Genomic DNA, 21,782 nt, shown 5'->3' on the forward strand with positions numbered 1-21,782 from the left:
TTATGGCAACAATTGAAAAAAGCACAGATTCTTCCAGCTTGGCAGAGGTTATTGACCGTATACTGGACAAAGGTATTGTTATCGACCTGTACGCCCGTATTTCTGTGGTAGGAATCGAACTGATTACAATTGAAGCACGTATCGTTATTGCAAGTGTTGATACTTGGCTCCGTTACGCTGAAGCAGTCGGACTGCTCCGTGACGATGTCCAGGGCGAAATCGATGAGGATGCAGACTCTAATGAGCGTGCCGGGCAGTTAAACTTTGCTTAAATTTCTCTAATCCCGTCATGCGTATGACTGCATGGCGGGATATATTTCTATTGTAAGAAGAAAGCGGGGGATACGATGAAGGAAGTAATGAAGTCACTGAATGAGTTTTTTGAGGAGAACGTAAAGCCTCCGTTTCGAATTACTTCGGTTTCCGAAGAAGAGTACGGCTGGTTTGCGGAAGTGGAAGTTATCGAAGAAGATGAGTATATGCAGAAGTACGGGCATGATCAGCTTCTGGGTGTATATGAAGTAAAGCTGAACAACAATCGGCAGGTAGGATCCTTTGAACGTGTGAATTTGAGACCGAGAAGTGCTCATGTAGAAACAGCAGAAAGGAGATAGATATTGATGGCGGCCAAACAATCAACGACCAAAACAGAAGAAAAAACAGAAGAGAACCAGAGCCAGGAGCTGAAAAATAGTAAAAGCGGCTCGTATAAACCTTTCTCTTCTGATGAAGAAGAGCAGCCGAAAGAGCAGATTAAAGGTCCGGCGAAATCGGGTTCTTCGAGTGCATCTTCACAGAAATCCTCCGGGGAGAACGAAAAAGCGGACGATAAGGGAGGAAATGACGAAGTGAATACTACAACGGCTGCCAGTAAAAAAAATACAGCTAAATCGAGGCAAACAAAAAAAGGAGCTAATGAAGAAACTGCTCCGCAGGAAGAGCAAGGCGAAGAGTCGTTTGCGCCTATCACAAGTGACATGTTTGAAACCATCCGTTCGTTTTTCGAAGAAACGATGAATTCTCCCGTCCGTATTACGGCTATCATGGATGCAGAAGATGGATGGGATATTGAAGTGGAACTAGTGGAAGAAAAAGAATATACTCAAAAATACGGCCGAGACCAATTGATCGGGATTTATAAGGCGACAATGAATAAAGATCAAAAGATCACTTCCTATCAAAGGATGAACACCCGTCCGAGAAGTACTCCTTTTGAGAAAAAAGAGAGGTAAAAAACATGGCGACTACTAACGGAAGAAAGCAACAGACTCAGAAAAAGTCATCCAACACGTCGGGGAACTCCCGGACAAGCCAGCAAAAAAACAGCTCCCAAAATAACAGAGGCCAGTCGAAAAAAATCAATGCACCTGCCAGTACGAAATCGAAGCAAACGACCTCTGAAGAACAAGGGCAGTCAAAACAGCAAAAAATCAGCACCATTAATAAAATCGTAGAGACTGACGAGATGCAGTCGATTTTAGAGCGTTCCGAAAAGTATTTAACTTCCGGGTACCCTGTACACTTCACAGGCGCAGCCGGGGTGGGGAAAACCACTCTTTCGTTTCAGCTTGCACGTCGTTTTAACCAGCCTGTGACGCTGCTTAATGGAAATGAAAGCCTTTCGAACACGGATCTTCTTGGTGGAAGAATCGGTTATACGAGTGACAAATTAATCGACAATTATGTCCGGAAAGTGTACAAACGTGAAGATCATATTACAGAACGGTGGAGCACCGGCCGTCTGCTTGAAGCAGTAAAAAATGGCCACACGCTTATTTATGATGAATTTACGCGTTCGCTGCCGTCTACGAATAATTTATTTCTTTCCGTGCTTGAAGAAGGTATACTGCCTCTTTATGGCACGCAGCGTAATGAAAGCTTCATTACCGTGCACCCGAATTTTAAAGCAATTTTCACAAGCAATCCGGAGGAATATGCTGGTGTGCATAAATCCCAGGATGCCCTACTTGATAGAATGATCACAATTCCGGTGGAGGACCCTAATAAGGAAGCCCAGGTTTCTATTCTGACTGAAAGAGCATCCATCAGTGAAAAAGAAGCCGAAACCATTATTAAAGCATTGGATTGGGCGAAATCCACGAGCAGGGAAAATGATACGCATGTGCCAAGCTTCCGTCTCGCTGTTATGACCGCGATGTTAAGCTCGGAGCATGAAGTTAAAATAGATGTAAAAAACGACGATTTTCAACAGCTGTTTTTTGATGTGATGGGGCATTATTTCCTGGAAAATATTCAGGGTGAAGATGTCAGCGAAGCACAAAAAAGAATGAAGGAAGAGTTGAAAAAGGTCTAGGAGGCAAAGTAACCGTGGGAATTTATATGTTTGGGGTTATTGAAACTACGGAAAAACCAACCTTCGGTACCGTGGAACTCGAGGGCAAAGAGCGAAAAATTTATACCCTCCAGCGCGGGCAGGAGGCGATGGTGGTAGCAGAAGCTCCGATGCAGATTTATGATCCAACGAGGAAAAACCTGCGGGCTCATCAAGATACAGTGGCCAGAGTAATGGAAGAATACGATGTCATTCCGATGAGTTTTGGGAACGTCCTTGAGGACCAAAAAGAAGTTTTTGCTTTAATGGAAAAGCTGCAGGATCAATTTGAAGAAATTTTTCCGAAGATACGCGGCAAAATGGAAGTTGGACTTAAAATTATCGGAAAGAAAGAATGGCTGAATGAACAAATCCGTCAGGAGCCGGGGATGGAAGACCTGCGCAAAAAAACGGATACGAAAGGTAAAAACGCCAGCTATTACGAGCGCATGCAGCTCGGAGAATCGGCGCAGAAATTCATGATACGGCTGCACGAGCGCTTTGAGGAAGAAGTTTTCCAGCCGCTCGCAGAAATCGCTAACGCAGCCAAAAGCAACGAAGTAATCAATGAGCGGATGCTGTTGAATGCCGCCTTTTTAATAGATAAAGAAAACGAAGAAGCGTTTGATGCAAAAGTAAACGAAATTTTTAATAACTGGAACGAACACGCTGATTTCAAGTATACGGGTCCATGGCCGGCATACAACTTCATTGACCTGAAAATAAAGGCAGGGAACAGCGTATGATTCATAAATTATTTACCTGGCCGCTCGATACGGTCGTCTGGGCTGGTAAAAAGGTAAAAGAAGAGGCGGATAAAGAATACTTCGATGTCCGCCAGATTCAAAAAAAACTCGCCAATCTGCAGATCATGTATGAAATGGAAGAAATATCTGAAGATGCCTTCACAGAGCAGGAGGAAGAGCTGCTGCAACGGTATCGCAGAGCGAAGCAGATTGAACAGGAAGAATTACGGGAAGAGTTAGAGGAAAAGGATTAAAGGAGTGAACCGGCAGTGCAGACAAACTCGGGCGCACCGGCTCTTTTGTATTTGTATGCCTTGATTCCCACAAGCGAATATGAGGAAGCTCCTATGGAGCCGATGGAAGGCATGGAGCCGGGCAATAATATCAGCTTTATTGAACATGGCAGTATTACTGCAGTAGTAACCCATGTTCCGGAAGAAGAATTTTCCCAGGAAAAACTGCAAAAGAATGTAGAAAAAATGGAATGGCTGCAGGCAAAAGCCTTTCACCATCATGAAACGATGAACCAGCTGCATGATCGCTATACCACGATCCCGTTAAAATTCGGCACGATTTTTGAACAGGAAGCAAACCTTGCGGAAATGATTGAAAAATATCACGAGAGCGTAACGGCTCAGCTTTCTTATTTGAAGGGCAAAGAAGAATGGAACGTCAAAACCTACGCTGATCAGCAGCTGTTCACTGAAGCCGTCGTGCAGAACAGCGAAGAAATTCAGGCGAAGGAAGCAGAGCTTGAAGCGATGCCGGCTGGCCGGCGCTTTTTTGAAAAAAAGAAAATGGACCAGTTTATTGAAGCGCAGGCAGACGAACAGATTGAGAAGCACTGCCAATCGTTTCATGATGAGTTAGCCGCCCGGAGCGAAGGCACGGAAATAAAAAAGAATTGGGAAAAACGCGTCACAGACCGGGAAAAAGAAATGGCATGGAACGCCGTATATCTGATTCACTCGAAAGACCGGGAGGCGTTTATTCAATTAATTGAAAAGCGTCAGGAAAAAGAAGAAGCAGAAGAGACCGGAATGGATTTAGAGTGTACAGGCCCATGGCCAGCATTTCATTTTTCAGGCCTGACAGACAGGAGGGAACAAAATGCCCCAGGACACTCTTAAAAACCGGGAAGTTTCCCTGCTCGACGTCTTGGACTCCGTGCTGGATAAAGGGGTTGTGCTTCAGGGCGATTTAACGATATCCATTGCAGGGATTGACCTTGTTTATTTGGATTTACGCGTACTAATCGCTTCTGTAGAAACCCTGCGACAGTCGGAATTGAAGACGCAGAAAGAATTTGTTTCTAATTCTTCAGAACCTTCCCAAGTCGAATAAAGGAGGCCGAATACAGATGGAAAATAATAATCCGCAAGTAACGGAAGCCCAGCAGCCGACCGGGCGCATATCATTAGATCCAGACAAAGCAGAAGAAGGTCTCACACAGCTGGTGATGACGGTAGTGGAGCTGCTGCGTGAGCTGGTGGAGCGCCAAGCGATGCGAAGAGTCGAAGGCGGCGATTTAACAGAGGAGCAAGTCGAGCAGCTTGGTGTAGCGCTCATGCAGCTGGAAGACAAGATGGAAGAAATGAAAGAAATCTTTGGCCTTACGACAGAAGATTTGAACATTGATCTTGGACCTTTAGGAAACTTACTGTAGGCTTCAAAATATGGTTTAAAGAAGGGATTATGTTATGGCTGAAAAACCTGTACAACGCTCAGTGCCCGAGCAAATGGAAAGACCGTCAGGCGGTCTCGTAGACATTTTGGAAACAGTACTGGATAAAGGCGTCGTCATTGCCGGGGACATTAAAGTAAATATTGCAGATGTGGAGCTTTTGACAATTAAGATCCGGCTGGTCGTCGCCTCGGTGGATAAAGCAAAAGAAATGGGCATCGACTGGTGGGAAACAGATCCGCACTATTCTTCCAATGCTAAAAGGCTCGAAGAAGAAAACCAGCGTCTGCTTGAGCGGGTCGAGCAGCTCGAAGATAACCAGCAGACGGAAAGCGAAGAGCAGCAGGCGACAGCACAGAATAAAAACAAAGCCGAAAAGTGAGGTGAACGTACGTGATTTTCCGTGATCTGTCTAAAGATATCGGCCAACTGGTACGGGACCTGCAGAACCAGGAGAAGTCGCAGGTTCAGCGTACAGAAGAACGAACGTTTGGAAAAGGCGAAAACGCACCGAAGCTTCAAATGGAATATAATATGAAAGCACGAACGCTGCCATCGAAGGAAGAAATGGAAGAATACCGAAAAGAAATCAAACAGCGGGATAAGGACCGCCTGGAATAAACAGGCGATATCCTGCAGGAAAGCTTCCTCCGGGGACGCCTGTTCCTCTCCGGAGAAGCGGTACATAGCCATATTAACTAATAAAGGAGCTTGGGACATGGCAAAAGAGAAAAAGCGTCGGAGCTTTTTAAGAAAGAAAAATATTGACGAATCAACGCTGAAGGAGCGTTTAAGGCGCTTGAATCCACGGGCAAAAAAATACGCGAAAAACCCAAAAGAGACGGAGAAACTGCTGCGTCAGGCGAGGGAAAAAGCGGATGAAAACCAGAGTCCGCTGAAAAACGTTTGGCAGGAACTGCAGCTGATGCTCGAAATGCTCCGTGCCTGGTGGAAAAAAGAGTACCAGCATGTGCCATACAAATCGATTGTAGCCATTATTGCGGGTCTCATATACTTTGTATCTCCAATTGACCTGGTACCGGACTTTCTTCCAGGCGGCCTGATTGATGATGCCGCCGTTATCTCGTTTGTCTTTAAACAGGTGCAAAAGGACCTGGAGGACTTTAAAGAGTGGAAATTGCAGCGTGATAATACGATTGATGCAGATGAATAGCAGTCAAAAAGCTCCAGCCGCATTTAAATCGTCGGCTGGAGCTTTGCTTGTTTATTCGTATAATTTCCAGGCTGTTTTTAAGGAATTAGTAATATAATCTGCTATTTCTTCTGGGGAGTCTTTGCCGATAGTCACTTTGGAATGGTGGCTGGCGTAAGCCGCCTGCCTGCTATAGAATAATTCTTCAATATCTTCGAGCGAACGTCCTTGAAGAACTGGGCGGTCCGCCATTAGCAGGTGAATGCGCTCTTTCCAGGAATCCCACGGCATATCCAGATAAAAAACAGTGCAGTTGTTTAAACAAACATCCCGAATTTCTTCCTGCATGAAAGCTCCGCCGCCAAGAGAAATAACCTTCAAGCTTTGATTGGCATATTTATTCACCAGTTCTTTCTCCTTCTCCCTGAACGCAGGCTCCCCGAGCAATTTAAATACATCCGGCACAGGCATTTGGAACTTTTTTTCAATCTGTTCATCGATATCAATAAAGGATCTGTATAGATTTTGAGCGACCAATCTTCCAATGGTTGTTTTACCAACCCCCATAAAGCCTATAAATACTATGCTTTTTTCCCGTAAAGATTTTTCTTTTATCATCATATGTCTGCACTCTTTCGTTAATAAAATGAGGTAGTCAGCGAAATGTACCGTGATTATAATACAGTTTTCAGCAAAAGTAAAAACCAGGCACTACATGAGGAGCTGAAGAATATAGGCGAAGCTCATCGTAAACAGCATGTATCCAATCACAAACGGCAGATTCCACAAGCCCAGCCGGTACGGGTTGGTATGGAGATGATAACCGACGATGGAAACAGAAATATTAAACGGGCTGAACATGACAGGACTTAAGCTGCAGACAATGAGAACAAGAGCCAGTGGGATCGCTTGGAGGTCTGCAAGTGAAGGAGCAATAATTTCTGCCAGCAGAATAACAGACACAAGCGGGTGAAAGCCGATAAAGCTTGAAATGAGAAAATAAGCACCAACCAGCAGGTAAAAAATAAAAACCTGCTGATGCATGGACGTGAACAGCTGCTGCAGTAGCTCAAATAGAGAAGTCCCTGCAAGCATTTGAACGAATAGTCCGGCACTCAAAAACATGAAAAAGAAATTCGCCATCCCTTTGGTTCTTGTCTTCCATTGGTTAAAAGCAAAAAAGGCGTATCGGCGCAGGCGTTTAATGAAAGCTGCCCATAAAAAAGATACAGGAGCAATAAACAAAACGAGAGTAAATAAATAATCAAAACTGGACCACTGATTAACAATACTGACACAGGTGACGAGAAGCAAAAGCAAAACGATCAACTGTTTGATCTTTCTGCCAGTGGTGCCGGAGTGATCAGCCTGATCATCTTCAGACTGGAGGCGCAATTTAGGATACTTAAAAGAAGCTGTCCGAATATCAAACAAAATGACTATGATAACGATCGTAATAATAAATGGGAAAATGTAAATGTAACTTTGCCCGGTTATATTTAAAGCTGTAATAACCATGATTTCCAGGGGGCTCCAGGCGAGACAAAGGGCGTAAGCCCGGAGCAGGTTCTGTGTATAAAACTTTGCTTTTACTTTTTGAGGAATCGAGGTGAAGGTCCGGTCCAATGTGCGCATCAATACAGCAAATGTAGCAATATTTAAAAAAAGCCCGAGCACATGGCATACAAAGAAACTCCGCCTGTACAACTGAGTAACGGTATCTGCGCCCTGTGCCATAAATTTTCGAAGGCCGTGATCGTACTTCCCTACCCGTATGAGTGAATTGAGAAAGGGAAGCATGAAAAAGAATGAAAGAATGCCGAGCATTGTTTGAAACGACAGAAAATAATCCTGCCAGGAAGCGCCGGTCTGAAAAAATAAAATAGTCCCGATGGCGTAGAAGGCAATACCGGAATAAAAGAACAGCCCTTTCGCAAAAAACAGGGAAATAAATATAACAATATTTGCAAGTATACCGGTAAATAAAGAAAAGCCCGGTATAGACAAAAACTGTGAAAGAATATATACGAAGATTAATAAAGAATATATGTATAAGCGCAAATGCTGTTCCTCCAATTTCCAGTTGATGACACGCAAGAGTATGATAGCATATTAGTTACATATATGGAGACGATCTAAACATTTATCATTTGAGTGGGGGAGCATATGACCAATCGAAAGTATCAAAAGCTGCAAATAGGAAACAAATCCTACAGTGCTTCTCGGCCGATGATCTGCGTGCCTTTAACAGGAGAGACGACAGAAAATTTAGTTGAAGAGCTGCAAACGATAAACTTAGCGCAGGCGGATGCCATTGAATGGCGCGCTGACCATTTTAAGAATTTAAAAGACATACAAGCTGTGCGTCAGGTGCTGCAGATCCTGAAGCAAAAAGCTCCGGGGTGCCTGCTTTTATTTACTATTCGATCTGCCCAGGAAGGCGGTGCTGACCGCCGCCTGACTGATGAAGAAACGATAGAGTTAATTTTAGAGGCAGTACATTCAAAAAATACAGACATAGTGGATATAGAAGGCAGAATGAGCAGTGAACATATAGCAGCTGTCTATCAAAAAACCAGGGAATGCGGAGTGAAAATGTTAATTTCACATCATGATTTCTCAAGAACGCCGGCAGCCCGTGAAATGAATCGTTGGGGTGAAGAGGCTGAAAGAAACGGGGCGGACATTGTAAAAATGGCGGTTATGCCAAACCGTAAATCAGACGTATTGAATCTTTTAGGAGTGCTTGCTGAATTGAGCGAAAAGCTGACTATTTGTACCGCAGCAATGGCCATGGGCCCTGCTGGGATCGCTTCCCGCCTGGTTGGGCATTCATTTGGCTCTATGATGATATTTGCTTCTGGAAAAGAGAGCTCCGCCCCGGGACAAATCCCGCTCGAGGAAGCACGCCTGGTAATTGATATCGTTAATAAATATTCATAACGGGCAGCTTTTTCATCGGTTTCATCAGCTGAAAACCAAAATAATCATTATGAATCGGTAATAAAAGTTGAAAAGTTTGTGGAAAAACCCGTATCATTTGATATAGATGCGGGTTTTACGTGTGCTCAGATCGTGCCGACAAGGAGGGTGGAAATGGATGGAAGACATACGCCAGCTCGAGGAAGACTTATTAAAGCCGAGTATTCGGCGGTCAGCGGTGGAAGTGAGCCGGCTGTTGGCAGAAGACTTCCAGGAAATCGGAGCGTCCGGCCGGATTTTCACCCGGGAGGACGTGATTTTCGGCCTGGAGGAGGAGCGTCCCGTGCATAGAGCAGTAGCTGACTATAAAACAAAACCGCTTTCGGAACATTTATATTTAGCGACCTATACGGTAAAGAGCGAACTGGGCACCTCGCTGCGGAGCTCTATATGGCGGAAGACGAATTCGGGCTGGGAGCTTGTGTTTCATCAGGGAACGCCGAAAAAAGCGAACCAGCCTTAAAATCAAAATACAAAAACTATTTCCAGCACGAGCACAGCCGGCTTGCAGAAGGACATTAGAGGTGAACAATATGGAACTGTTCCATTACCATTTTTGGACGACAGAAATAGAAAAAACAGAATCATTTTACAGCAGCCACGGGTTTGAAGTAGTGGGACGCTTTGCGCTGGAAAATTACCGCATCAAGCGTTACGACCCTCCGCTTATGTGGGATGATTTCCGTCATAAAGGGTTAACGTTTCGGATGATAGAAATGAGTCTTGGCCAGGTCCGGGTTACCTTTGGTACAGGAAGGATAAATACGTTTGGCTACTTTGGCTACCGTGTAAACAACGAAGAGCATGCCAGCGTTCTTCAGCGTGCAAAAGAACACGGATGGGGCGTTAACAAAAAAGAACGCAGAACCTTTCTGCAGCCGTCCACCGGCCCGAAGATTCAGCTGGATTGGGCTAAAGAGCTCCCTATCGGCGGAAAAGAAGAACTGCAGTCCGTCGTCATTACGAGCCCCGAGCCGTATGATTCAGACGACTGGCTGACTGTTCTGGGTGCAGAAGCGGTGGTGCCTTCCTGGGAGGAAAAGCGTGCATTCGAGCTTGAAAAAGTGGTTATTCAGGGAGCGGAAAATACAGAGACGGTGCAGGACCCAAATGGAGTCTATTTGGAATTCCGCACGTAATGGAAGGAAGAATAGCAGAGTGAAATGTGTGATGGGGACCGTTCTGGGCCTTGCGTTGTTTGCTGCGAAGCCCAGAACAGCAAAAAGCAGGAAATAGGGAGCGAATACATCGTGGAGTCGTCATTTCGTCAACTGATTATTGTCATTTTATCCATACTTTCGACTGTGCGCCTGGTCTTCTTTTTTGTGCTGGACCAGCCGCTTATCGACGCTATGATGCCGCTTGCGTTCATGGTGTACTGGATGCTTATTTTATCGATAGCGGACAGCAGACAGTTATGGAGCGCAAAACGCGAATTAATCACTATTCTGGTAGCGACAGCTCCGGTATTGATTGTTTCGTTTATTGGAGTCGTAACAGAAGCGCATGCGATTTCTCTGCCGTTATTCACGAATTCGATGCTTTTAATAATTTTGATGCCGATTGTTTATAAGTATGGATTAAAACCGAATGACACTGATAAAAAAAATTAGAGGAGACCAGCGAATGGTGTTTCGAGCGAAAGGAAGCAGACTGTTGTCCGCGTTTGCGGTCATAGCCATCGTATTGTTGGGTTATTCCATTTTTCAGGCCCTGTTTATGTACGACGGCGGTCCGGGGACTATTCTGCGGGCTATAGTGGACGCAGTTATTATTATTTTAATTACCCAGATTGTGTTTTTTACAAAATATGAACTGCGTAAAGAGCACTTGGCGGTTCATGCATCTCTTCTGATACGCCTGCGAATTCCTTACGATTCAATTGAGCGGGTGGAGGAAGTGCCAGGATGGATTAAAGGAGCGACACCGGAGAGGCTGAAGGTGGTTTACCAGGAAGGGGCCCGTCACCAGCATATAACGCCGAAGGACGAAGCATTATTTCTGGAAAAGCTGGCTGCTAAAAATAAAAATATTAAAATGCCAAAGGAAGGACGGTTCATCCAGTGAACGGTCCTTCTTTATAATTTGTCATAAAATTTACGAAGGAAATAAAAACCAATAGAAGCCAGGATTATGCCGGCAACAATTACTGTCAGGACAAAAAGCACTGTAGGCACAAATCTCACTCCCCCTCTACACAGATTTTCCCTGTTATTGTTGTTTACCCCCGGGAATAAACTGACAAGCCTCTTTATTTAAACGGTGGCACAGGAGGGTTTAATTCTGTGCTGTGCCGAAAAGAGGTTTGTATGCTTTCATCTTCGATAATATAAAAAAGCACTGGCGTAAAAACCAGCGCAGTACGCTAATGGCATTAGTGGCTTTGGCCGGAAATGCCTGTAGCTGTGACAATCGTTTTTATTTTTTTTAGATTTGGGCCAACAACCTGGTGTCTTTTGTCATCTGCAGTAATAATAGTGATAGGAACAAATTTTTCATTTAATGCGCCGAATTCCTGATTAGCCTGAGGGTCGTTTACAATATCTTTCTCAATATAAGAAATGCGGTTTTCCTGAAACCAGCCTTTGACTTTAGCGCAGGAGGAGCAGTTAGGCTGGGTGAAAATCTGAACTTCATAATTCATATACATTCCTCCAATCGGGCATGCTTGTAGTACGACGCCGTTGTGTTTGTACGGTTATGATAGTATATCAAAGTGCCTTAGAACGCAATGGAAAGGCCTGTAGCCTGCCTCAGGAAAACTTTTGACTCGGCATCAAACAAGAACATACGTTTGTGAAAGGCGTTGGGAAACGGTATAATAGAAGAAACAGAAAGCTGCGCGCATAAGGGGGCGTAGGAAATGAAGAAGGAAAGACAAAAACTCCGAAAAATAATTCATATTGATATGGATGCTTTTTTTGCATCTATTGAACAGCGCGATCAGCCCCATTTGCGAAACAAGCCCCTGGTAGTTGGAGGTTCTCCCTGGTCAAGAGGGGTGGTGGCTACGTGCTCTTATGAAGCCAGGCCATATGGTATTCACTCAGCCATGTCTTCCTATGAAGCATACCGAAGATGTCCGCAAGCCATTTTTATTAAAGGAAATATGGAAAAATACAGGGAAGTTTCACGTGAACTCATGGGCATATTTCACGACTGTACAGATTTAGTGGAGCCCCTTTCTCTTGATGAAGCTTATCTGGATGTGACGGAAAACCATTGGAACATGTCGTCTGCTACGCACGCAGCGAAGGAAATACGGAGAAGGATATATCAAAAAACTGGTCTCACTGCCTCAGCCGGTGTTTCATACAATAAATTTCTTGCAAAAACCGCTTCAGATTACAATAAGCCGGACGGCTTGACGGTAATTACTCCGGATCGTGCGGATGCTTTTGTGAAAGCTCTTCCCATCGGGGATTTCCGGGGGGTGGGAAAAGTGACCAAACGGAAATTCGATTCGCTCGGCATTCAGACCGGAGAAGATTTACAGCAGCTGAGCGAAGAGCGGCTCGTGGAATTGTTTCATAAGCAGGGCCACGTTTTTTACCGTCAGGCCCGGGGGCTCGACGAACGTCCGGTAAACCCGGAGAGAGAGCGAAAGTCGCTCGGAAAAGAAACCACGCTCTCCCAGGATCTTCTGCTTGTGCAGGATATGCTGCCGGTCATTGAAGAGCTGCTTGATCAGGTGCTTGCGCGGCTGACAAAAGACGGCATCAGGACTAAATGTATCGTATTGAAAATAAAATTTGCGAATTTCCAGCAAATTACCCGCCGGGCCACTCTTGAGCACGCAAGCAATGATCGTGCGGAGCTGCTTGAAGCCCTTCATCTTTTGCTCGAAGAAGGCGCCTCCGGAGGAGAGCCTGTCCGTCTGCTCGGAGTCACCGCCTCGGAATTTTACGGTCCGGGAGAGGTGACAGGAGGAAGAGGCAAAGTTTACAAAACAGTGAATTACGAACAGCTGCGTCTTTTTTAAACGCAGCTGTTTTGTAGTTTAACCGGAAAAGACGCCGAAAGTGAAGATGGCGGTTACGGCTAAGAGCAGGACAATAATAAAAATAAGAAGAGTCAATAACAAGGCGAAAACGACAAATGCCCCGAAAGATTTGCCGCCGGAGAAGCCGGATGCAGCGGAGATTAAGTTCACCTGGATAACAACAGTCCAAACAGAAGCTACCGTAACGAGGGCCGCTGCGACTCCTGTAAGCATGGTGACTGTGTCGTTGCCGCCTCCCAGCTGGCCAAGAAAAAGCAAAATAATGAGCGGAAAAATAAAGGCCTGAGGAAAAAGGGAGAGCCCGTAAATCGTGCGGGCTTCGCGGGCTTTTATTCTGCCCTGGAACATTAATATAACAAGCTTTAAAATCAGTCCGTTCAAGTAAAAGGTGATGATTTGAAATAGAAGGAAGGCGGCAATTACTCCGGCAGCTGCCAAGGTGGTATACAGGGCAGAATTGGTCTCGAGCGGAGACATGTCGCGTGTGTTCTGGGCGAAGGCTTGAGAAAGCCCTGCGATAATAATGACTAACAGAGCTGTGAGGTGGAGCCTGGGGTCATCGCTTAATTGTTTGTACGTTTTTCGTGGCGAAGTAAACAAAGGTAACAGCCGCATAGGGTTCATAATAGTCATTCCCCGCTTTCATTTATACATCTTTTTTCCATCTGTCATTAGTGTACAATAGTTTGAAGGAAGAAAACAGAATACATAAGGAGTTTGAAAAGGGGGCGAGTCCTGAAGCAGACTTTGCCCGCTCTCTGAACCATAGGCAGGCGACGGGACAGAATATTTTTATCGGAGGCGCCTCCTAGAGGGTGGATAATGTGCAGCCGGGGGAGGTGGCAGCGCGGGCCCGGACATGGAAAAGAAGCAGTTTGGCGGCCGAGGGGGTCTTTAATTACTGGTGGGAACCAGCACTGGAGGATAATTATTTTGCCGATAAGGAGTGGATATAAAAGCGCTTCGAGCTACCACTCCGGAAATGTCCTATGGTACAATTTTCCCAATGTAGTAGTTAGAAGGGATGGAAGAAATGGCGACGATGAGCAGTGCGGACAAAGTTACTCTGTATTATGAAGAAGCCGGCCAGGGCTTTCCTGTCATTTTTTTGCACGGCTTGACTGGGGACCATACAATGTTTGAACGTGAAATGAATCAGTTAAAAGGACAATTCCGTGTTATAGCCCTGGATATGAGAGGGCACGGAAGGTCGGACAAGCCTAAAGTGTATACATTGGAAGATCACATACAGGACGTGCTGCGAATGATGGATGAGCTTAATATTGAATCAGCTCATCTCGTTGGTGTTTCAATGGGCAGCTATATTGCTCAGGGTGTAGCTGTCGAAGCTCCGAAAAGAGTAGCAAAACTCGTTTTAACAGCGCCTAAAGCACACGGTAGAACATCGTCCACTGCCCGTTTGTTTGCCGAGCACGAAGCTGAATTGAGCGGTCTTTCCCACCAGGAAAAATTAGAGAAAGCCTCGATGTATATCTATCACGATATTGGTAAAGTGCGGGATTGGTCAAAGCAGATCGAGGGCCGGGCGGTTGAGCTGAATGCCGAGCAGGAGCAGGCGGCATCCGACGCTTTGAAGGGGTTCGATTTTCGTGCCCAGCTGCCTTTTGTAGAGGTAGAATCGCTCGTGCTCAGCGGGAAATATGACGGGTTAAACCCTCCGGAATATGGAAAAGAAATAGCTGACCTTATTCCTGCCTGTCGTTTCGTGGAATATGAACATTCAGGCCATGGCATAAATGTTGAAGAACATGAACGCTTCGTCAAAGAAATCAGAGAATTTCTGGAATAAAGATAAGTAAAAAGAGCAGAACACGATTACCCAACGTACAAGCTTGCTCTTTCGCCCAGAGAGTTCGAGAGCCACTCTCATTTTCAATTAAGAAAGTAGATATTCAATTGAGTCGATAAAAAAGCCGGTATTCAAAGGCTTGAAGCTGCTTTTAAAGTATAAAATAGTAAAAGAGTTAAGCTCCAGATTAAAATTGTTATAAAATAATATTGATTTTTATGTGGGTTATGTTATCATATGGAATATGAAAATACTTAAGAGGTGATGAAAGCATGGCTGATCGTAAAAATGTACAAACAACCGGTTCAGGTGCTCCTGTAGGAGATAACCAGAACTCGTTGACAGCAGGTACTAGAGGTCCTACTCTTATTCAGGACGTACACCTTTTAGAAAAACTTGCTCACTTTAACCGTGAGCGTATCCCTGAGCGTGTTGTACACGCAAAAGGCGGCGGCGCGCATGGTGTTTTTGAAGTGACAAACGACGAAATTTCCAAATATACTAAAGCTGATTTCTTAAGTGAAAAAGGCAAAGAAACACCAATGTTCATCCGTTTTTCCACAGTGGCGGGCGAATCCGGTTCAGCAGACACCGTACGTGACCCGCGCGGTTTTGCAGTGAAATTCTATACAGAAGAAGGTAACTACGACCTCGTAGGTAACAACACACCGATTTTCTTTATCCGTGACGCTATTAAGTTTCCGGATTTCATTCACACCCAAAAACGTGATCCGCAGACACACTTGAAAGATCCGGATATGGCCTTTGACTTCTGGTCCCTTTCTCCAGAATCACTGCACCAGATCACGTATCTGCACGGTGACCGTGGTATTCCGGCAACATGGCGCCACATGAACGGTTACGGCAGTCACACGTTCAAGTGGGTTAACGATCAGGGAGAAGCATTCTGGGTAAAGTATCACTTTGTCAGTGACCAGGGCGTTAAAAACCTGGACGAGCCAACTGCAAATCAGATGGCAGGAGAAAACCCGGACTATCATACAGAAGATCTATTCAACGCTATTGAAGAAGGGGACTACCCTTCCTGGACGCTGTATGTACAAATTATGCCTTACGAAGACGCGCTTACGTACAACTGGGATCCGTTTGACGTAACAAAAATCTGGTCGAAAGAAGACTATCCGCGTGTGGAAGTCGGCCGTATGACATTAAACAAAAACCCTGAAAACTACTTCGCAGAAGTAGAGCAGGCTGCGTTTTCGCCTGGACACTTCGTTCCTGGTATCGAGGCTTCTCCGGACAAAATGCTGCAGGGACGCTTGTTCTCATACTCTGACGCCCACCGTTACCGCGTAGGTGCCAACCATGAACAAATTCCGGTTAACAAACCAGTAAGCGGCACAAACAACTACCAACGTGACGGCTTCATGCGTACAGACGACAACGGCGGCGGTTCGAAAAACTATGAACCGAACAGCTACGGCGGACCGACTGAAGACGCTGCAGCCGAAATCAGCCCGTTTGACGTAGAAGGCAAGGTGGCAAGCACTCCTTATCCTGACGACGACCATTATACGCAGGCTGGCGACTTGTACCGCATGATGAGCGAAGACGAAAAGCAACGTCTTGTTGATGCATTTGTAGGCCACATGAAACCAGTCCGTAAAGAAGAAATTATTAAACGCCAGTTGGAAATCTTCTACAAAGCGGATCCGGATTACGGCCGTCGTATTGCAGAAGGACTTGGCTATAAAATACCACAAGAAGAAGCGTAAGCAGTACCAGCGTTTTGCGCAATCACCGATTTCAATTTTATGCATCATCCACTCACAACTTGCTCCCGTGCCTTTTAGGCACGGGATTTTTTTATGTAAAAAATCCCGGGACCCAGCTTCCATATTTTAAAAACCAGACGAAAGTGTCTGAGCGCATGGTATGATAAAGACAGCGAAAGAGTGTCAAGCATACACATCACAGATTTTCTACAATCCCATGGTTATTATTGGTCCCGGCGATTTCAATGGCAGCGGCGTATTCAGTCTCAGCTAAGCGGCTTTTGCTTTTCAAAAATGCTTCTCTTATTCCCGCCACTAGCCGGGAGAAAAGTTTAATCTATTCCCATTCAAAAATAATATATTGTAAATGCCAACATGACGAACAGAATTATGTATAATAATGGTAATCTATTCATACAGCCTTCTCCAGATATGTATAAAAATCATACATTGGTCGTGCCCATGGATCCTTTTTATTGGCAGGAGAAGGATATGGAAAAGTCCGGAAAGAAGGTAGTAATGGAAAAGGATAAGTAGGATACTGAAAAGGAGGCGTGGTTATGTATATTAAAAGAACGGAAGACCCGGCGCTGCTCAGCCGGCTGAACCAGTCGCTGCATGAATGGCACGTAAACCTTCATCCTGAACTGTTTTTTCCTTACGATCAGCCTTCAGCCCAGGTGTATTTTGAAAACAAGCTGGCGGACGACTGCCACATGTTTTTTATTGCTGTCGAAGACGAAGAGCCGCTCGGCTACGTTTGGCTTGAATTACGCAAAGAAAAAGGAAATGATTTTAAAAGACCTTCACATTACGGCTATATTTACCAGATCGTAGTGAAAGAGCAGCATCAGGGCCAGGGCATTGGAGCTTTTTTAATGAAAGAAGCTGAATACGTAGCGCGTGACTACGGGGCAGACAGGCTTGAGCTGGACTATTTGGCGCAGAATTATATAGCGGAATCTTTTTATAAGAAAATCGGGTATGAATCAAAACGGGTAACTGTGCATAAGGAGCTTTGAAAGGATGGGGTCCGGGGAAATGATAACGACTCATACTAATATAATTATCGTCGGAGCAAGCATTGAAGGACTTGTGCTGGCACGAGCTCTGGAGCGCTACGATGTAGACGTCCGGCTGCTTGAAGCAGAGAAAGCTCCTGCCCATGAACCAAAAGCGCTGCTCCTGTATGCACGAACGCTTGAACTGCTCGATAGTATTAACCTGGCAAAACCATTAATGGAGACAGGGGCGGCCTATCGTTCCCTGGAATTCAATTACGAAGGAAAAAAGATTTTTACCCCTGCCTTTGATTTTTTGAAAAAAGAATCGTATTATCCGTTAGTACTATCGATGGCTAACTGTGATATGCAGCGTGTGTTGCGGCGTGCGCTGCTGAAAACGTCTGTGGAATGGGGGACGCGCATTACGCACCTAAAACAGAACGGATTAAAAACAGAAGCGATAATTGAATCAAACAATATGGACGAGCGGGTGGTGGCTGATTATATTGTTGGAGCTGATGGAATTGAAAGCGCTGTGCGGCAGCTGGCTGCCATTAAATGCAAAATGGATAAAGGCTCGGAGTTAATGATGGCGGATGTTCAAACAAAGCAGCAGCTGACAAATAATGCTCCGACCATGACATTTAATAAAAGAGGGATTATGTTTGCTGTAGACCTTCCCGGTCATCAGGCAAGGGTGATGATGGTCGACCGTGGCAAGCCCAATGCCCGACGGGAGAATACGGAAGTCTCTCTGCAGGAACTTTACCAGAAAATCACCGGACATATCCTTCCAATGCAAACGACAGTAAATATGCAGTCGAAGCAGGCTGTTTTCCATCAGGCGAAAGAATTTCGTGCAGGGGATGTCTTTTTAGTAGGTGAAGCTGCCCATGCTCATCACCCGATGACTAGCCAGAGTGTAAACCTCGGTATTCAGGATAGTATTAATTTAAGCTGGAAGCTTGGTATGGTATGCGTCCGGGCATGCCCGGAAACACTGCTTGATTCATATGAAGCCGAGCGGCTTCCGGTCGCAAAAAAAGTTAACCGCACAACAGATTGGACGATCCGGAGCCTGACCGTTCATAAGCCTGTCGCTGTACAGGCAAGAGACCGTACGCTGAAAATAGTAGAAATGATCGAACGGCTCCCCGAAGCCTTTATCCGGCGGCTGTCACATTTGTCTGTACGATACCGGGCATCTGCGCCGGCCCTAAAAGAAGAGCTCAGGCGTGAAGGGGTTCTGCGCCCGGGAGACCGGGTGCCGGATGCAGTACTGACAGATTTTGAAAACCAAACAACCAGATTATATGAACATTTGCAGGAAGGGAAGTTTTTATTTGTGATGCGGACGAGCGGCAGCCGGATTGATAAAGAATACGCGTTTATCAAGCGTTGGCTCCGCAAATCTGCCCCGTATTTTGGTGACATGGTACAGCCTGCATTAGTGGCACCGACACCAACAATGGGGCAGCCTGATGATATTCTGTGTTGGAGTGAAAGATATTTAAGCAGGGATTTCCGCCGATTAATCGGACCGGGGGAGTCTATGCTTGTGCGGCCGGATGGTTATTTGCTTTTTCACAGCGATGATGCAGGCTGGAGCGATTGGAAGGACGCGGTGGAGCTGTTCCTTGCAGCCGGGGCTGAGTGGAATTTGGAAGAGCAAGAGACCGGGAAGTGGCGCCAAAGCATCAAATCGATCAGCCGCAGATGGAAAAAGCAGCTGACGTTCAGCAGATAAATTTTTTAAGCCGGAGCCCTCCCAGTGGTTTCCGGCTTTTTTGAAACGTATGTATATCTTTCACGTAAAATTGAAAGAAAACATTGACACCTTCGTTCCAAAAATAGGAAAATGAACGGGTTGAATGCAGATAATTAAGGAGAGGAAACCATGTCATCGATTTTAGAAGTGAATGACGTACATAAGCGTATTCGCGGTAAAGAAATTGTTCAGGGACTGCAGTTCTCTGTTGACCCGGGTGAAGTGTTTGGTTTTCTTGGGCCGAACGGCGCTGGCAAAACGACCACAATTCGTATGATGGTAGGGCTTTCCCCCATTACGTCGGGAGACATCCTTATTGACGGTCACAGTATTCAGAAATCATATGCGAAGGCAATTAAGCAGGTTGGAGCCATTGTGGAAAACCCGGAAATGTACAATCATTTGTCGGCAGAAAAAAACCTGATTCATTTTGCCCGCATGAATGGAAAAGTATCTCACGGGCGCATTGACGAGCTGCTTGATCTGGTAAAGCTCGGGCACGTGAAAAAGAAAAAAGTACGGATGTTTTCTTTAGGAATGAAGCAGCGTCTTGGTATCGCCCAGGCTCTTCTTCACCGGCCGAAGCTGTTGATTTTGGATGAGCCGACGAATGGTTTGGACCCGGAAGGGATTCGAATGGTGAGGGCTTATCTGCGCCGGCTTGCGGAGGAGGAAGGACTTGCGGTAATTGTTTCGAGTCATTTGTTGTCGGAGATGGAGCTCATGTGCGACCGTTTTGCGATTATTCAGGACGGTCAATTGATTAACATTGAAGATCAGCGTTTCTCGCAAGGGGAAGGACGCCTGCTGCCGTACCGGGTTGACGTTGGGCCGGAAAGAACGGAAGCGGCTGTGCAGATAATAAAAGAAGCTTATCCCGATCTGAAAATAGAAGAAGCAGACCAGCGGCTGACGGTATACATAGAAAAAGAGAAAGTGCCTGCTCTTCTGCGCTATTTAATGGAAACCGGGTTTGACTTGTATGAAGCAAAAGAAGATAGACAAACGCTCGAAGACCGGTTTCTTCAGGCAACGTCGAAGGAGGATTCCTCATGATCCGTTTGATTCAAAACGAATGGATGAAGCTCTTCTGGCGCATCAGTACGTGGGTAATGGCAGCCATTCTGCTTGTTGGAGTAGTAGGCGTTCTTATCTATGCCGCCACCAACCAGCCATCTGCGGATGAGCTGCCGTCGGAAGCGCAGTGGAAGGCTCAGCTGGAGCAGCAAATTGTTGAAGATCGTCAGGCACTCGAGGACAGCGGTGCTGCAGAGGGATTTTACGAGCAGAGGATCGCGGAGAACGAATACCGCATTCAAAATGATCTGCCGCCGCAGAGCGCAACTGGAGAAAGCGTCTGGTCGTTCATGAGCACAAATACTGCTTTGCTCGATCTATTGAGTATTTTCGTTATCATCGTAGCAGCGACCATTATTTCCTCAGAATTTAAAAGCGGAACGATTAAGCTTCTGCTGGTGCGTCCGCCGTCCCGGATCAAGATACTGATGTCCAAATACGTTACGGTTATCCTGTATGCTGTAGGTATGCTTGCGCTGCTGTTTGGGGCCTCGTTTGTCCTGGGGGCCCTCTTCTTTGGATTTGGCGAGCCGTCCACAGAGTTAATCTACACGGACGGAGAGGTCGAACAACGGCCGCAGGTGCTTGCGCTTGCAATCGACTACCTGACAGGCTCGGTAAATTTCGTCATGCTTGCCACACTCGCATTTGCTATTTCAGCCATTTTCCGCAGTGAAGCAATGGCGATTGCTATCAGCGTTCTGCTGTATGTGGTGGGAGCGGGTGTAACAAGCACCTTGGCCATCGCCTACAACTGGCCGAAATATCTGCTGTTTGCCAATACGAATCTAAACCAGTATTTCACCAGCAGCGGCCCGCCGGTGGAAAGCATGACGCTTGGTTTTTCCGTTACCGTCCTGATTGTGTACTGGCTGATTTTCATGGGTTTTGCAGTATGGATGTTCAAAAAGAGAGAAATCAGCGTCACCGGTTAAGGAAAGTTGTTTGAATCCCAGTGTAGACAGGGAACAAAAATATTGAGAGTAAATGAAGAGGAGTGTGCGTCTATGGTGAAACGTACGGCAGAAAAAGCGCTTGGAATTATTGCGGCTGTCTTAAGCGGCCTTGGGGTTATTTTAGGAATTGTTTTTCTATTTGTAGATGCTTCTGCCTTGGAGGAAGCAAATCAGATGGTTCAAGAGCAAGGTGGAGAAACATTGAATACTCAAGATATGGCTGCTCAATTTACTGCCATTGGTATTAGCCTGATTATCTTTTCAGCGATCGCAACGATTCTTGCAGTGGTGGGCGTCTTTATGCTTAAACGCAATAAACGCGCTGTCGCTTCAGGCATTTTGTTTTTCCTTGCGGCGATCGCGGGATTTATAGCAGTCAATATATTTGCCATCGTTCATTTTATTCTGCTCGTTGTGGCAGGCGTCATGGCTATTGTCCGCAAGCCGGCCGAGCCGACGGATAATTCTTCAGACGTTCAGGAATATCCAGAATAACAGAAACGGGCTCCGAGACCTTCGGAGCTCTTTTTT

The 21,782-nt window shown here is 45.7% G+C and carries 30 protein-coding genes; 26 read left to right on the plus strand and 4 right to left on the minus strand.

What is annotated here, in order from left to right; translation table 11 throughout:
• Window positions 1-2 precede the first annotated feature (2 nt).
• The 12 genes from gvpA (at window position 3) to B5066_RS07045 (ending at window position 5,936) form a co-directional block, all read left to right on the plus strand.
• Window positions 3-272 carry a gas vesicle structural protein GvpA gene (gene gvpA / locus B5066_RS06990; protein WP_022794406.1) on the plus strand — a complete coding sequence of 90 codons (270 nt, stop codon included), beginning with the start codon at window positions 3-5 and terminating at the stop codon, window positions 270-272.
• A gap of 39 nt (window positions 273-311) precedes the next feature.
• A complete protein-coding gene (gene gvpO, locus B5066_RS06995; protein ID WP_261763929.1) occupies window positions 312-614 on the plus strand; it encodes a gas vesicle protein in 303 nt (100 codons plus the stop codon).
• A gap of 6 nt (window positions 615-620) precedes the next feature.
• Window positions 621-1,232 (plus strand): gas vesicle protein GvpO, encoded by a 612-nt coding sequence (gene gvpO / locus B5066_RS07000; RefSeq protein WP_079475232.1) that lies wholly within the window; start codon window positions 621-623, stop codon window positions 1,230-1,232.
• Between the two features lie 5 nt (window positions 1,233-1,237).
• A complete protein-coding gene (gene gvpN / locus B5066_RS07005; RefSeq protein WP_079475233.1) occupies window positions 1,238-2,314 on the plus strand; it encodes a gas vesicle protein GvpN in 1,077 nt (358 codons plus the stop codon).
• Between the two features lie 14 nt (window positions 2,315-2,328).
• A complete protein-coding gene (locus B5066_RS07010; RefSeq protein WP_233133271.1) occupies window positions 2,329-3,078 on the plus strand; it encodes a GvpL/GvpF family gas vesicle protein in 750 nt (249 codons plus the stop codon).
• Window positions 3,075-3,332: a gas vesicle protein GvpG gene (locus tag B5066_RS07015; RefSeq protein ID WP_079475234.1), complete on the plus strand. Its 258-nt coding sequence runs from the start codon at window positions 3,075-3,077 to the stop codon at window positions 3,330-3,332. The genes B5066_RS07010 and B5066_RS07015 overlap by 4 nt, the downstream gene beginning before the upstream one ends.
• 15 nt (window positions 3,333-3,347) lie before the next feature.
• Window positions 3,348-4,208, plus strand: coding sequence for a GvpL/GvpF family gas vesicle protein (locus B5066_RS07020; RefSeq protein WP_079475235.1), 861 nt, complete (start codon window positions 3,348-3,350; stop codon window positions 4,206-4,208).
• Window positions 4,189-4,422 (plus strand): gas vesicle protein, encoded by a 234-nt coding sequence (locus B5066_RS07025; protein WP_079475236.1) that lies wholly within the window; start codon window positions 4,189-4,191, stop codon window positions 4,420-4,422. The genes B5066_RS07020 and B5066_RS07025 overlap by 20 nt, the downstream gene beginning before the upstream one ends.
• 16 nt (window positions 4,423-4,438) lie before the next feature.
• A complete protein-coding gene (locus tag B5066_RS07030; protein ID WP_079475237.1) occupies window positions 4,439-4,744 on the plus strand; it encodes a gas vesicle protein K in 306 nt (101 codons plus the stop codon).
• Window positions 4,745-4,817: 73 nt separating this feature from the next.
• Window positions 4,818-5,144, plus strand: coding sequence for a gas vesicle protein (locus B5066_RS07035; protein WP_198951236.1), 327 nt, complete (start codon window positions 4,818-4,820; stop codon window positions 5,142-5,144).
• An 11-nt stretch (window positions 5,145-5,155) separates the two neighbouring features.
• The gene (locus B5066_RS07040) at window positions 5,156-5,383 is read left to right on the plus strand and encodes a hypothetical protein (protein WP_079475239.1); all 228 of its coding nucleotides are present in this window, start codon (window positions 5,156-5,158) and stop codon (window positions 5,381-5,383) included.
• 97 nt (window positions 5,384-5,480) lie between these two features.
• Complete coding sequence (locus B5066_RS07045) at window positions 5,481-5,936, plus strand: YkvA family protein (RefSeq protein ID WP_079475240.1); 456 nt, start codon at window positions 5,481-5,483, stop codon at window positions 5,934-5,936.
• Between the two features lie 51 nt (window positions 5,937-5,987).
• Here the strand turns inward: B5066_RS07045 and B5066_RS07050 are convergent, their stop codons facing one another.
• Together B5066_RS07050 and B5066_RS07055 are read right to left on the minus strand one after the other, a co-directional pair.
• Window positions 5,988-6,536 carry a shikimate kinase gene (locus B5066_RS07050; RefSeq protein ID WP_079475241.1) on the minus strand — a complete coding sequence of 183 codons (549 nt, stop codon included), beginning with the start codon at window positions 6,534-6,536 and terminating at the stop codon, window positions 5,988-5,990.
• 90 nt (window positions 6,537-6,626) lie between these two features.
• Complete coding sequence (locus B5066_RS07055) at window positions 6,627-7,976, minus strand: hypothetical protein (RefSeq protein WP_079475242.1); 1,350 nt, start codon at window positions 7,974-7,976, stop codon at window positions 6,627-6,629.
• 105 nt (window positions 7,977-8,081) lie between these two features.
• Between B5066_RS07055 and aroD the strand changes: the two genes are divergently transcribed.
• The 5 genes from aroD to B5066_RS07080 all read left to right on the plus strand — a co-directional run bounded on the left by aroD (window position 8,082) and on the right by B5066_RS07080 (window position 10,964).
• Window positions 8,082-8,858 carry a type I 3-dehydroquinate dehydratase gene (gene aroD / locus B5066_RS07060; protein ID WP_079475243.1) on the plus strand — a complete coding sequence of 259 codons (777 nt, stop codon included), beginning with the start codon at window positions 8,082-8,084 and terminating at the stop codon, window positions 8,856-8,858.
• 157 nt (window positions 8,859-9,015) lie between these two features.
• Entirely contained in the window at window positions 9,016-9,360 is a 345-nt protein-coding gene (locus B5066_RS07065) for a nuclear transport factor 2 family protein (RefSeq protein WP_179124048.1), read from the plus strand.
• Window positions 9,361-9,421: 61 nt separating this feature from the next.
• Window positions 9,422-10,036, plus strand: coding sequence for a hypothetical protein (locus tag B5066_RS07070; RefSeq protein WP_143745408.1), 615 nt, complete (start codon window positions 9,422-9,424; stop codon window positions 10,034-10,036).
• 111 nt (window positions 10,037-10,147) lie between these two features.
• Window positions 10,148-10,510, plus strand: coding sequence for a hypothetical protein (locus B5066_RS07075; protein ID WP_143745409.1), 363 nt, complete (start codon window positions 10,148-10,150; stop codon window positions 10,508-10,510).
• Between the two features lie 13 nt (window positions 10,511-10,523).
• Window positions 10,524-10,964 carry a PH domain-containing protein gene (locus B5066_RS07080; RefSeq protein ID WP_179124049.1) on the plus strand — a complete coding sequence of 147 codons (441 nt, stop codon included), beginning with the start codon at window positions 10,524-10,526 and terminating at the stop codon, window positions 10,962-10,964.
• 307 nt (window positions 10,965-11,271) lie between these two features.
• On the opposite strand, the gene B5066_RS07085 is transcribed toward B5066_RS07080, so the two are convergent.
• The gene (locus B5066_RS07085) at window positions 11,272-11,541 is read right to left on the minus strand and encodes a glutaredoxin family protein (protein WP_158219110.1); all 270 of its coding nucleotides are present in this window, start codon (window positions 11,539-11,541) and stop codon (window positions 11,272-11,274) included.
• Between the two features lie 219 nt (window positions 11,542-11,760).
• Here B5066_RS07085 and dinB point away from each other — a divergent pair, with 219 nt between their 5' ends.
• Window positions 11,761-12,879 carry a DNA polymerase IV gene (gene dinB / locus B5066_RS07090; protein ID WP_079475249.1) on the plus strand — a complete coding sequence of 373 codons (1,119 nt, stop codon included), beginning with the start codon at window positions 11,761-11,763 and terminating at the stop codon, window positions 12,877-12,879.
• 18 nt (window positions 12,880-12,897) lie between these two features.
• Here dinB and B5066_RS07095 read toward each other — a convergent pair whose 3' ends face one another.
• Window positions 12,898-13,533, minus strand: a complete 636-nt coding sequence (locus B5066_RS07095) for a YIP1 family protein (RefSeq protein WP_079475250.1) — start codon at window positions 13,531-13,533, stop codon at window positions 12,898-12,900.
• Window positions 13,534-13,715: 182 nt separating this feature from the next.
• On the opposite strand from B5066_RS07095, the gene B5066_RS16670 reads away from it, so the two are divergent.
• The 8 genes from B5066_RS16670 to B5066_RS07130 all read left to right on the plus strand — a co-directional run bounded on the left by B5066_RS16670 (window position 13,716) and on the right by B5066_RS07130 (window position 21,746).
• Window positions 13,716-13,856, plus strand: a complete 141-nt coding sequence (locus B5066_RS16670) for a hypothetical protein (protein WP_179124050.1) — start codon at window positions 13,716-13,718, stop codon at window positions 13,854-13,856.
• 68 nt (window positions 13,857-13,924) lie between these two features.
• Complete coding sequence (locus B5066_RS07100) at window positions 13,925-14,710, plus strand: alpha/beta fold hydrolase (RefSeq protein WP_244897358.1); 786 nt, start codon at window positions 13,925-13,927, stop codon at window positions 14,708-14,710.
• 272 nt (window positions 14,711-14,982) lie between these two features.
• Window positions 14,983-16,446, plus strand: a complete 1,464-nt coding sequence (locus tag B5066_RS07105) for a catalase (protein ID WP_079475251.1) — start codon at window positions 14,983-14,985, stop codon at window positions 16,444-16,446.
• Window positions 16,447-17,006: 560 nt separating this feature from the next.
• Complete coding sequence (locus B5066_RS07110; RefSeq protein ID WP_079475252.1) at window positions 17,007-17,468, plus strand: GNAT family N-acetyltransferase; 462 nt, start codon at window positions 17,007-17,009, stop codon at window positions 17,466-17,468.
• A 19-nt stretch (window positions 17,469-17,487) separates the two neighbouring features.
• The gene (locus B5066_RS07115; protein WP_179124051.1) at window positions 17,488-19,197 is read left to right on the plus strand and encodes an FAD-dependent oxidoreductase; all 1,710 of its coding nucleotides are present in this window, start codon (window positions 17,488-17,490) and stop codon (window positions 19,195-19,197) included.
• Window positions 19,198-19,347: 150 nt separating this feature from the next.
• Window positions 19,348-20,274: an ABC transporter ATP-binding protein gene (locus B5066_RS07120; protein WP_079475254.1), complete on the plus strand. Its 927-nt coding sequence runs from the start codon at window positions 19,348-19,350 to the stop codon at window positions 20,272-20,274.
• Window positions 20,271-21,230: an ABC transporter permease gene (locus B5066_RS07125; RefSeq protein WP_079475255.1), complete on the plus strand. Its 960-nt coding sequence runs from the start codon at window positions 20,271-20,273 to the stop codon at window positions 21,228-21,230. Before B5066_RS07120 ends, B5066_RS07125 begins: the two co-directional genes overlap by 4 nt.
• A 72-nt stretch (window positions 21,231-21,302) precedes the next feature.
• Window positions 21,303-21,746 carry a DUF4064 domain-containing protein gene (locus B5066_RS07130; RefSeq protein ID WP_079475256.1) on the plus strand — a complete coding sequence of 148 codons (444 nt, stop codon included), beginning with the start codon at window positions 21,303-21,305 and terminating at the stop codon, window positions 21,744-21,746.
• The last annotated feature ends 36 nt before the right edge of the window (window positions 21,747-21,782 follow it).

Source organism: Marinococcus halophilus, from assembly GCF_900166605.1.
In the GTDB taxonomy this organism is placed as follows: Bacteria; Bacillota; Bacilli; order Bacillales; family Marinococcaceae; genus Marinococcus; species Marinococcus halophilus.

Bases quoted from the DNA above. Each gene is read 5' to 3' on its own strand.
- B5066_RS07095 (WP_079475250.1), bottom strand. From the start codon at position 13,533: ATGACTATTATGAACCCTATGCGGCTGTTACCTTTGTTTACTTCGCCA.
- gvpN (WP_079475233.1), top strand. From the start codon at position 1,238: ATGGCGACTACTAACGGAAGAAAGCAACAGACTCAGAAAAAGTCATCC.
- B5066_RS07120 (WP_079475254.1), top strand. From the start codon at position 19,348: ATGTCATCGATTTTAGAAGTGAATGACGTACATAAGCGTATTCGCGGT.
- B5066_RS07050 (WP_079475241.1), bottom strand. From the start codon at position 6,536: ATGATGATAAAAGAAAAATCTTTACGGGAAAAAAGCATAGTATTTATA.
- B5066_RS07025 (WP_079475236.1), top strand. From the start codon at position 4,189: ATGCCCCAGGACACTCTTAAAAACCGGGAAGTTTCCCTGCTCGACGTC.
- B5066_RS07015 (WP_079475234.1), top strand. From the start codon at position 3,075: ATGATTCATAAATTATTTACCTGGCCGCTCGATACGGTCGTCTGGGCT.
- B5066_RS07115 (WP_179124051.1), top strand. From the start codon at position 17,488: ATGATAACGACTCATACTAATATAATTATCGTCGGAGCAAGCATTGAA.
- gvpA (WP_022794406.1), top strand. From the start codon at position 3: ATGGCAACAATTGAAAAAAGCACAGATTCTTCCAGCTTGGCAGAGGTT.
- B5066_RS07030 (WP_079475237.1), top strand. From the start codon at position 4,439: ATGGAAAATAATAATCCGCAAGTAACGGAAGCCCAGCAGCCGACCGGG.
- B5066_RS07080 (WP_179124049.1), top strand. From the start codon at position 10,524: ATGGTGTTTCGAGCGAAAGGAAGCAGACTGTTGTCCGCGTTTGCGGTC.
- B5066_RS07105 (WP_079475251.1), top strand. From the start codon at position 14,983: ATGGCTGATCGTAAAAATGTACAAACAACCGGTTCAGGTGCTCCTGTA.
- gvpO (WP_079475232.1), top strand. From the start codon at position 621: ATGGCGGCCAAACAATCAACGACCAAAACAGAAGAAAAAACAGAAGAG.
- B5066_RS07130 (WP_079475256.1), top strand. From the start codon at position 21,303: ATGGTGAAACGTACGGCAGAAAAAGCGCTTGGAATTATTGCGGCTGTC.
- B5066_RS07110 (WP_079475252.1), top strand. From the start codon at position 17,007: ATGTATATTAAAAGAACGGAAGACCCGGCGCTGCTCAGCCGGCTGAAC.
- dinB (WP_079475249.1), top strand. From the start codon at position 11,761: ATGAAGAAGGAAAGACAAAAACTCCGAAAAATAATTCATATTGATATG.
- B5066_RS07045 (WP_079475240.1), top strand. From the start codon at position 5,481: ATGGCAAAAGAGAAAAAGCGTCGGAGCTTTTTAAGAAAGAAAAATATT.
- B5066_RS07125 (WP_079475255.1), top strand. From the start codon at position 20,271: ATGATCCGTTTGATTCAAAACGAATGGATGAAGCTCTTCTGGCGCATC.
- aroD (WP_079475243.1), top strand. From the start codon at position 8,082: ATGACCAATCGAAAGTATCAAAAGCTGCAAATAGGAAACAAATCCTAC.
- B5066_RS07085 (WP_158219110.1), bottom strand. From the start codon at position 11,541: ATGAATTATGAAGTTCAGATTTTCACCCAGCCTAACTGCTCCTCCTGC.
- B5066_RS07100 (WP_244897358.1), top strand. From the start codon at position 13,925: ATGGAAGAAATGGCGACGATGAGCAGTGCGGACAAAGTTACTCTGTAT.
- B5066_RS07035 (WP_198951236.1), top strand. From the start codon at position 4,818: ATGGAAAGACCGTCAGGCGGTCTCGTAGACATTTTGGAAACAGTACTG.
- B5066_RS07065 (WP_179124048.1), top strand. From the start codon at position 9,016: ATGGAAGACATACGCCAGCTCGAGGAAGACTTATTAAAGCCGAGTATT.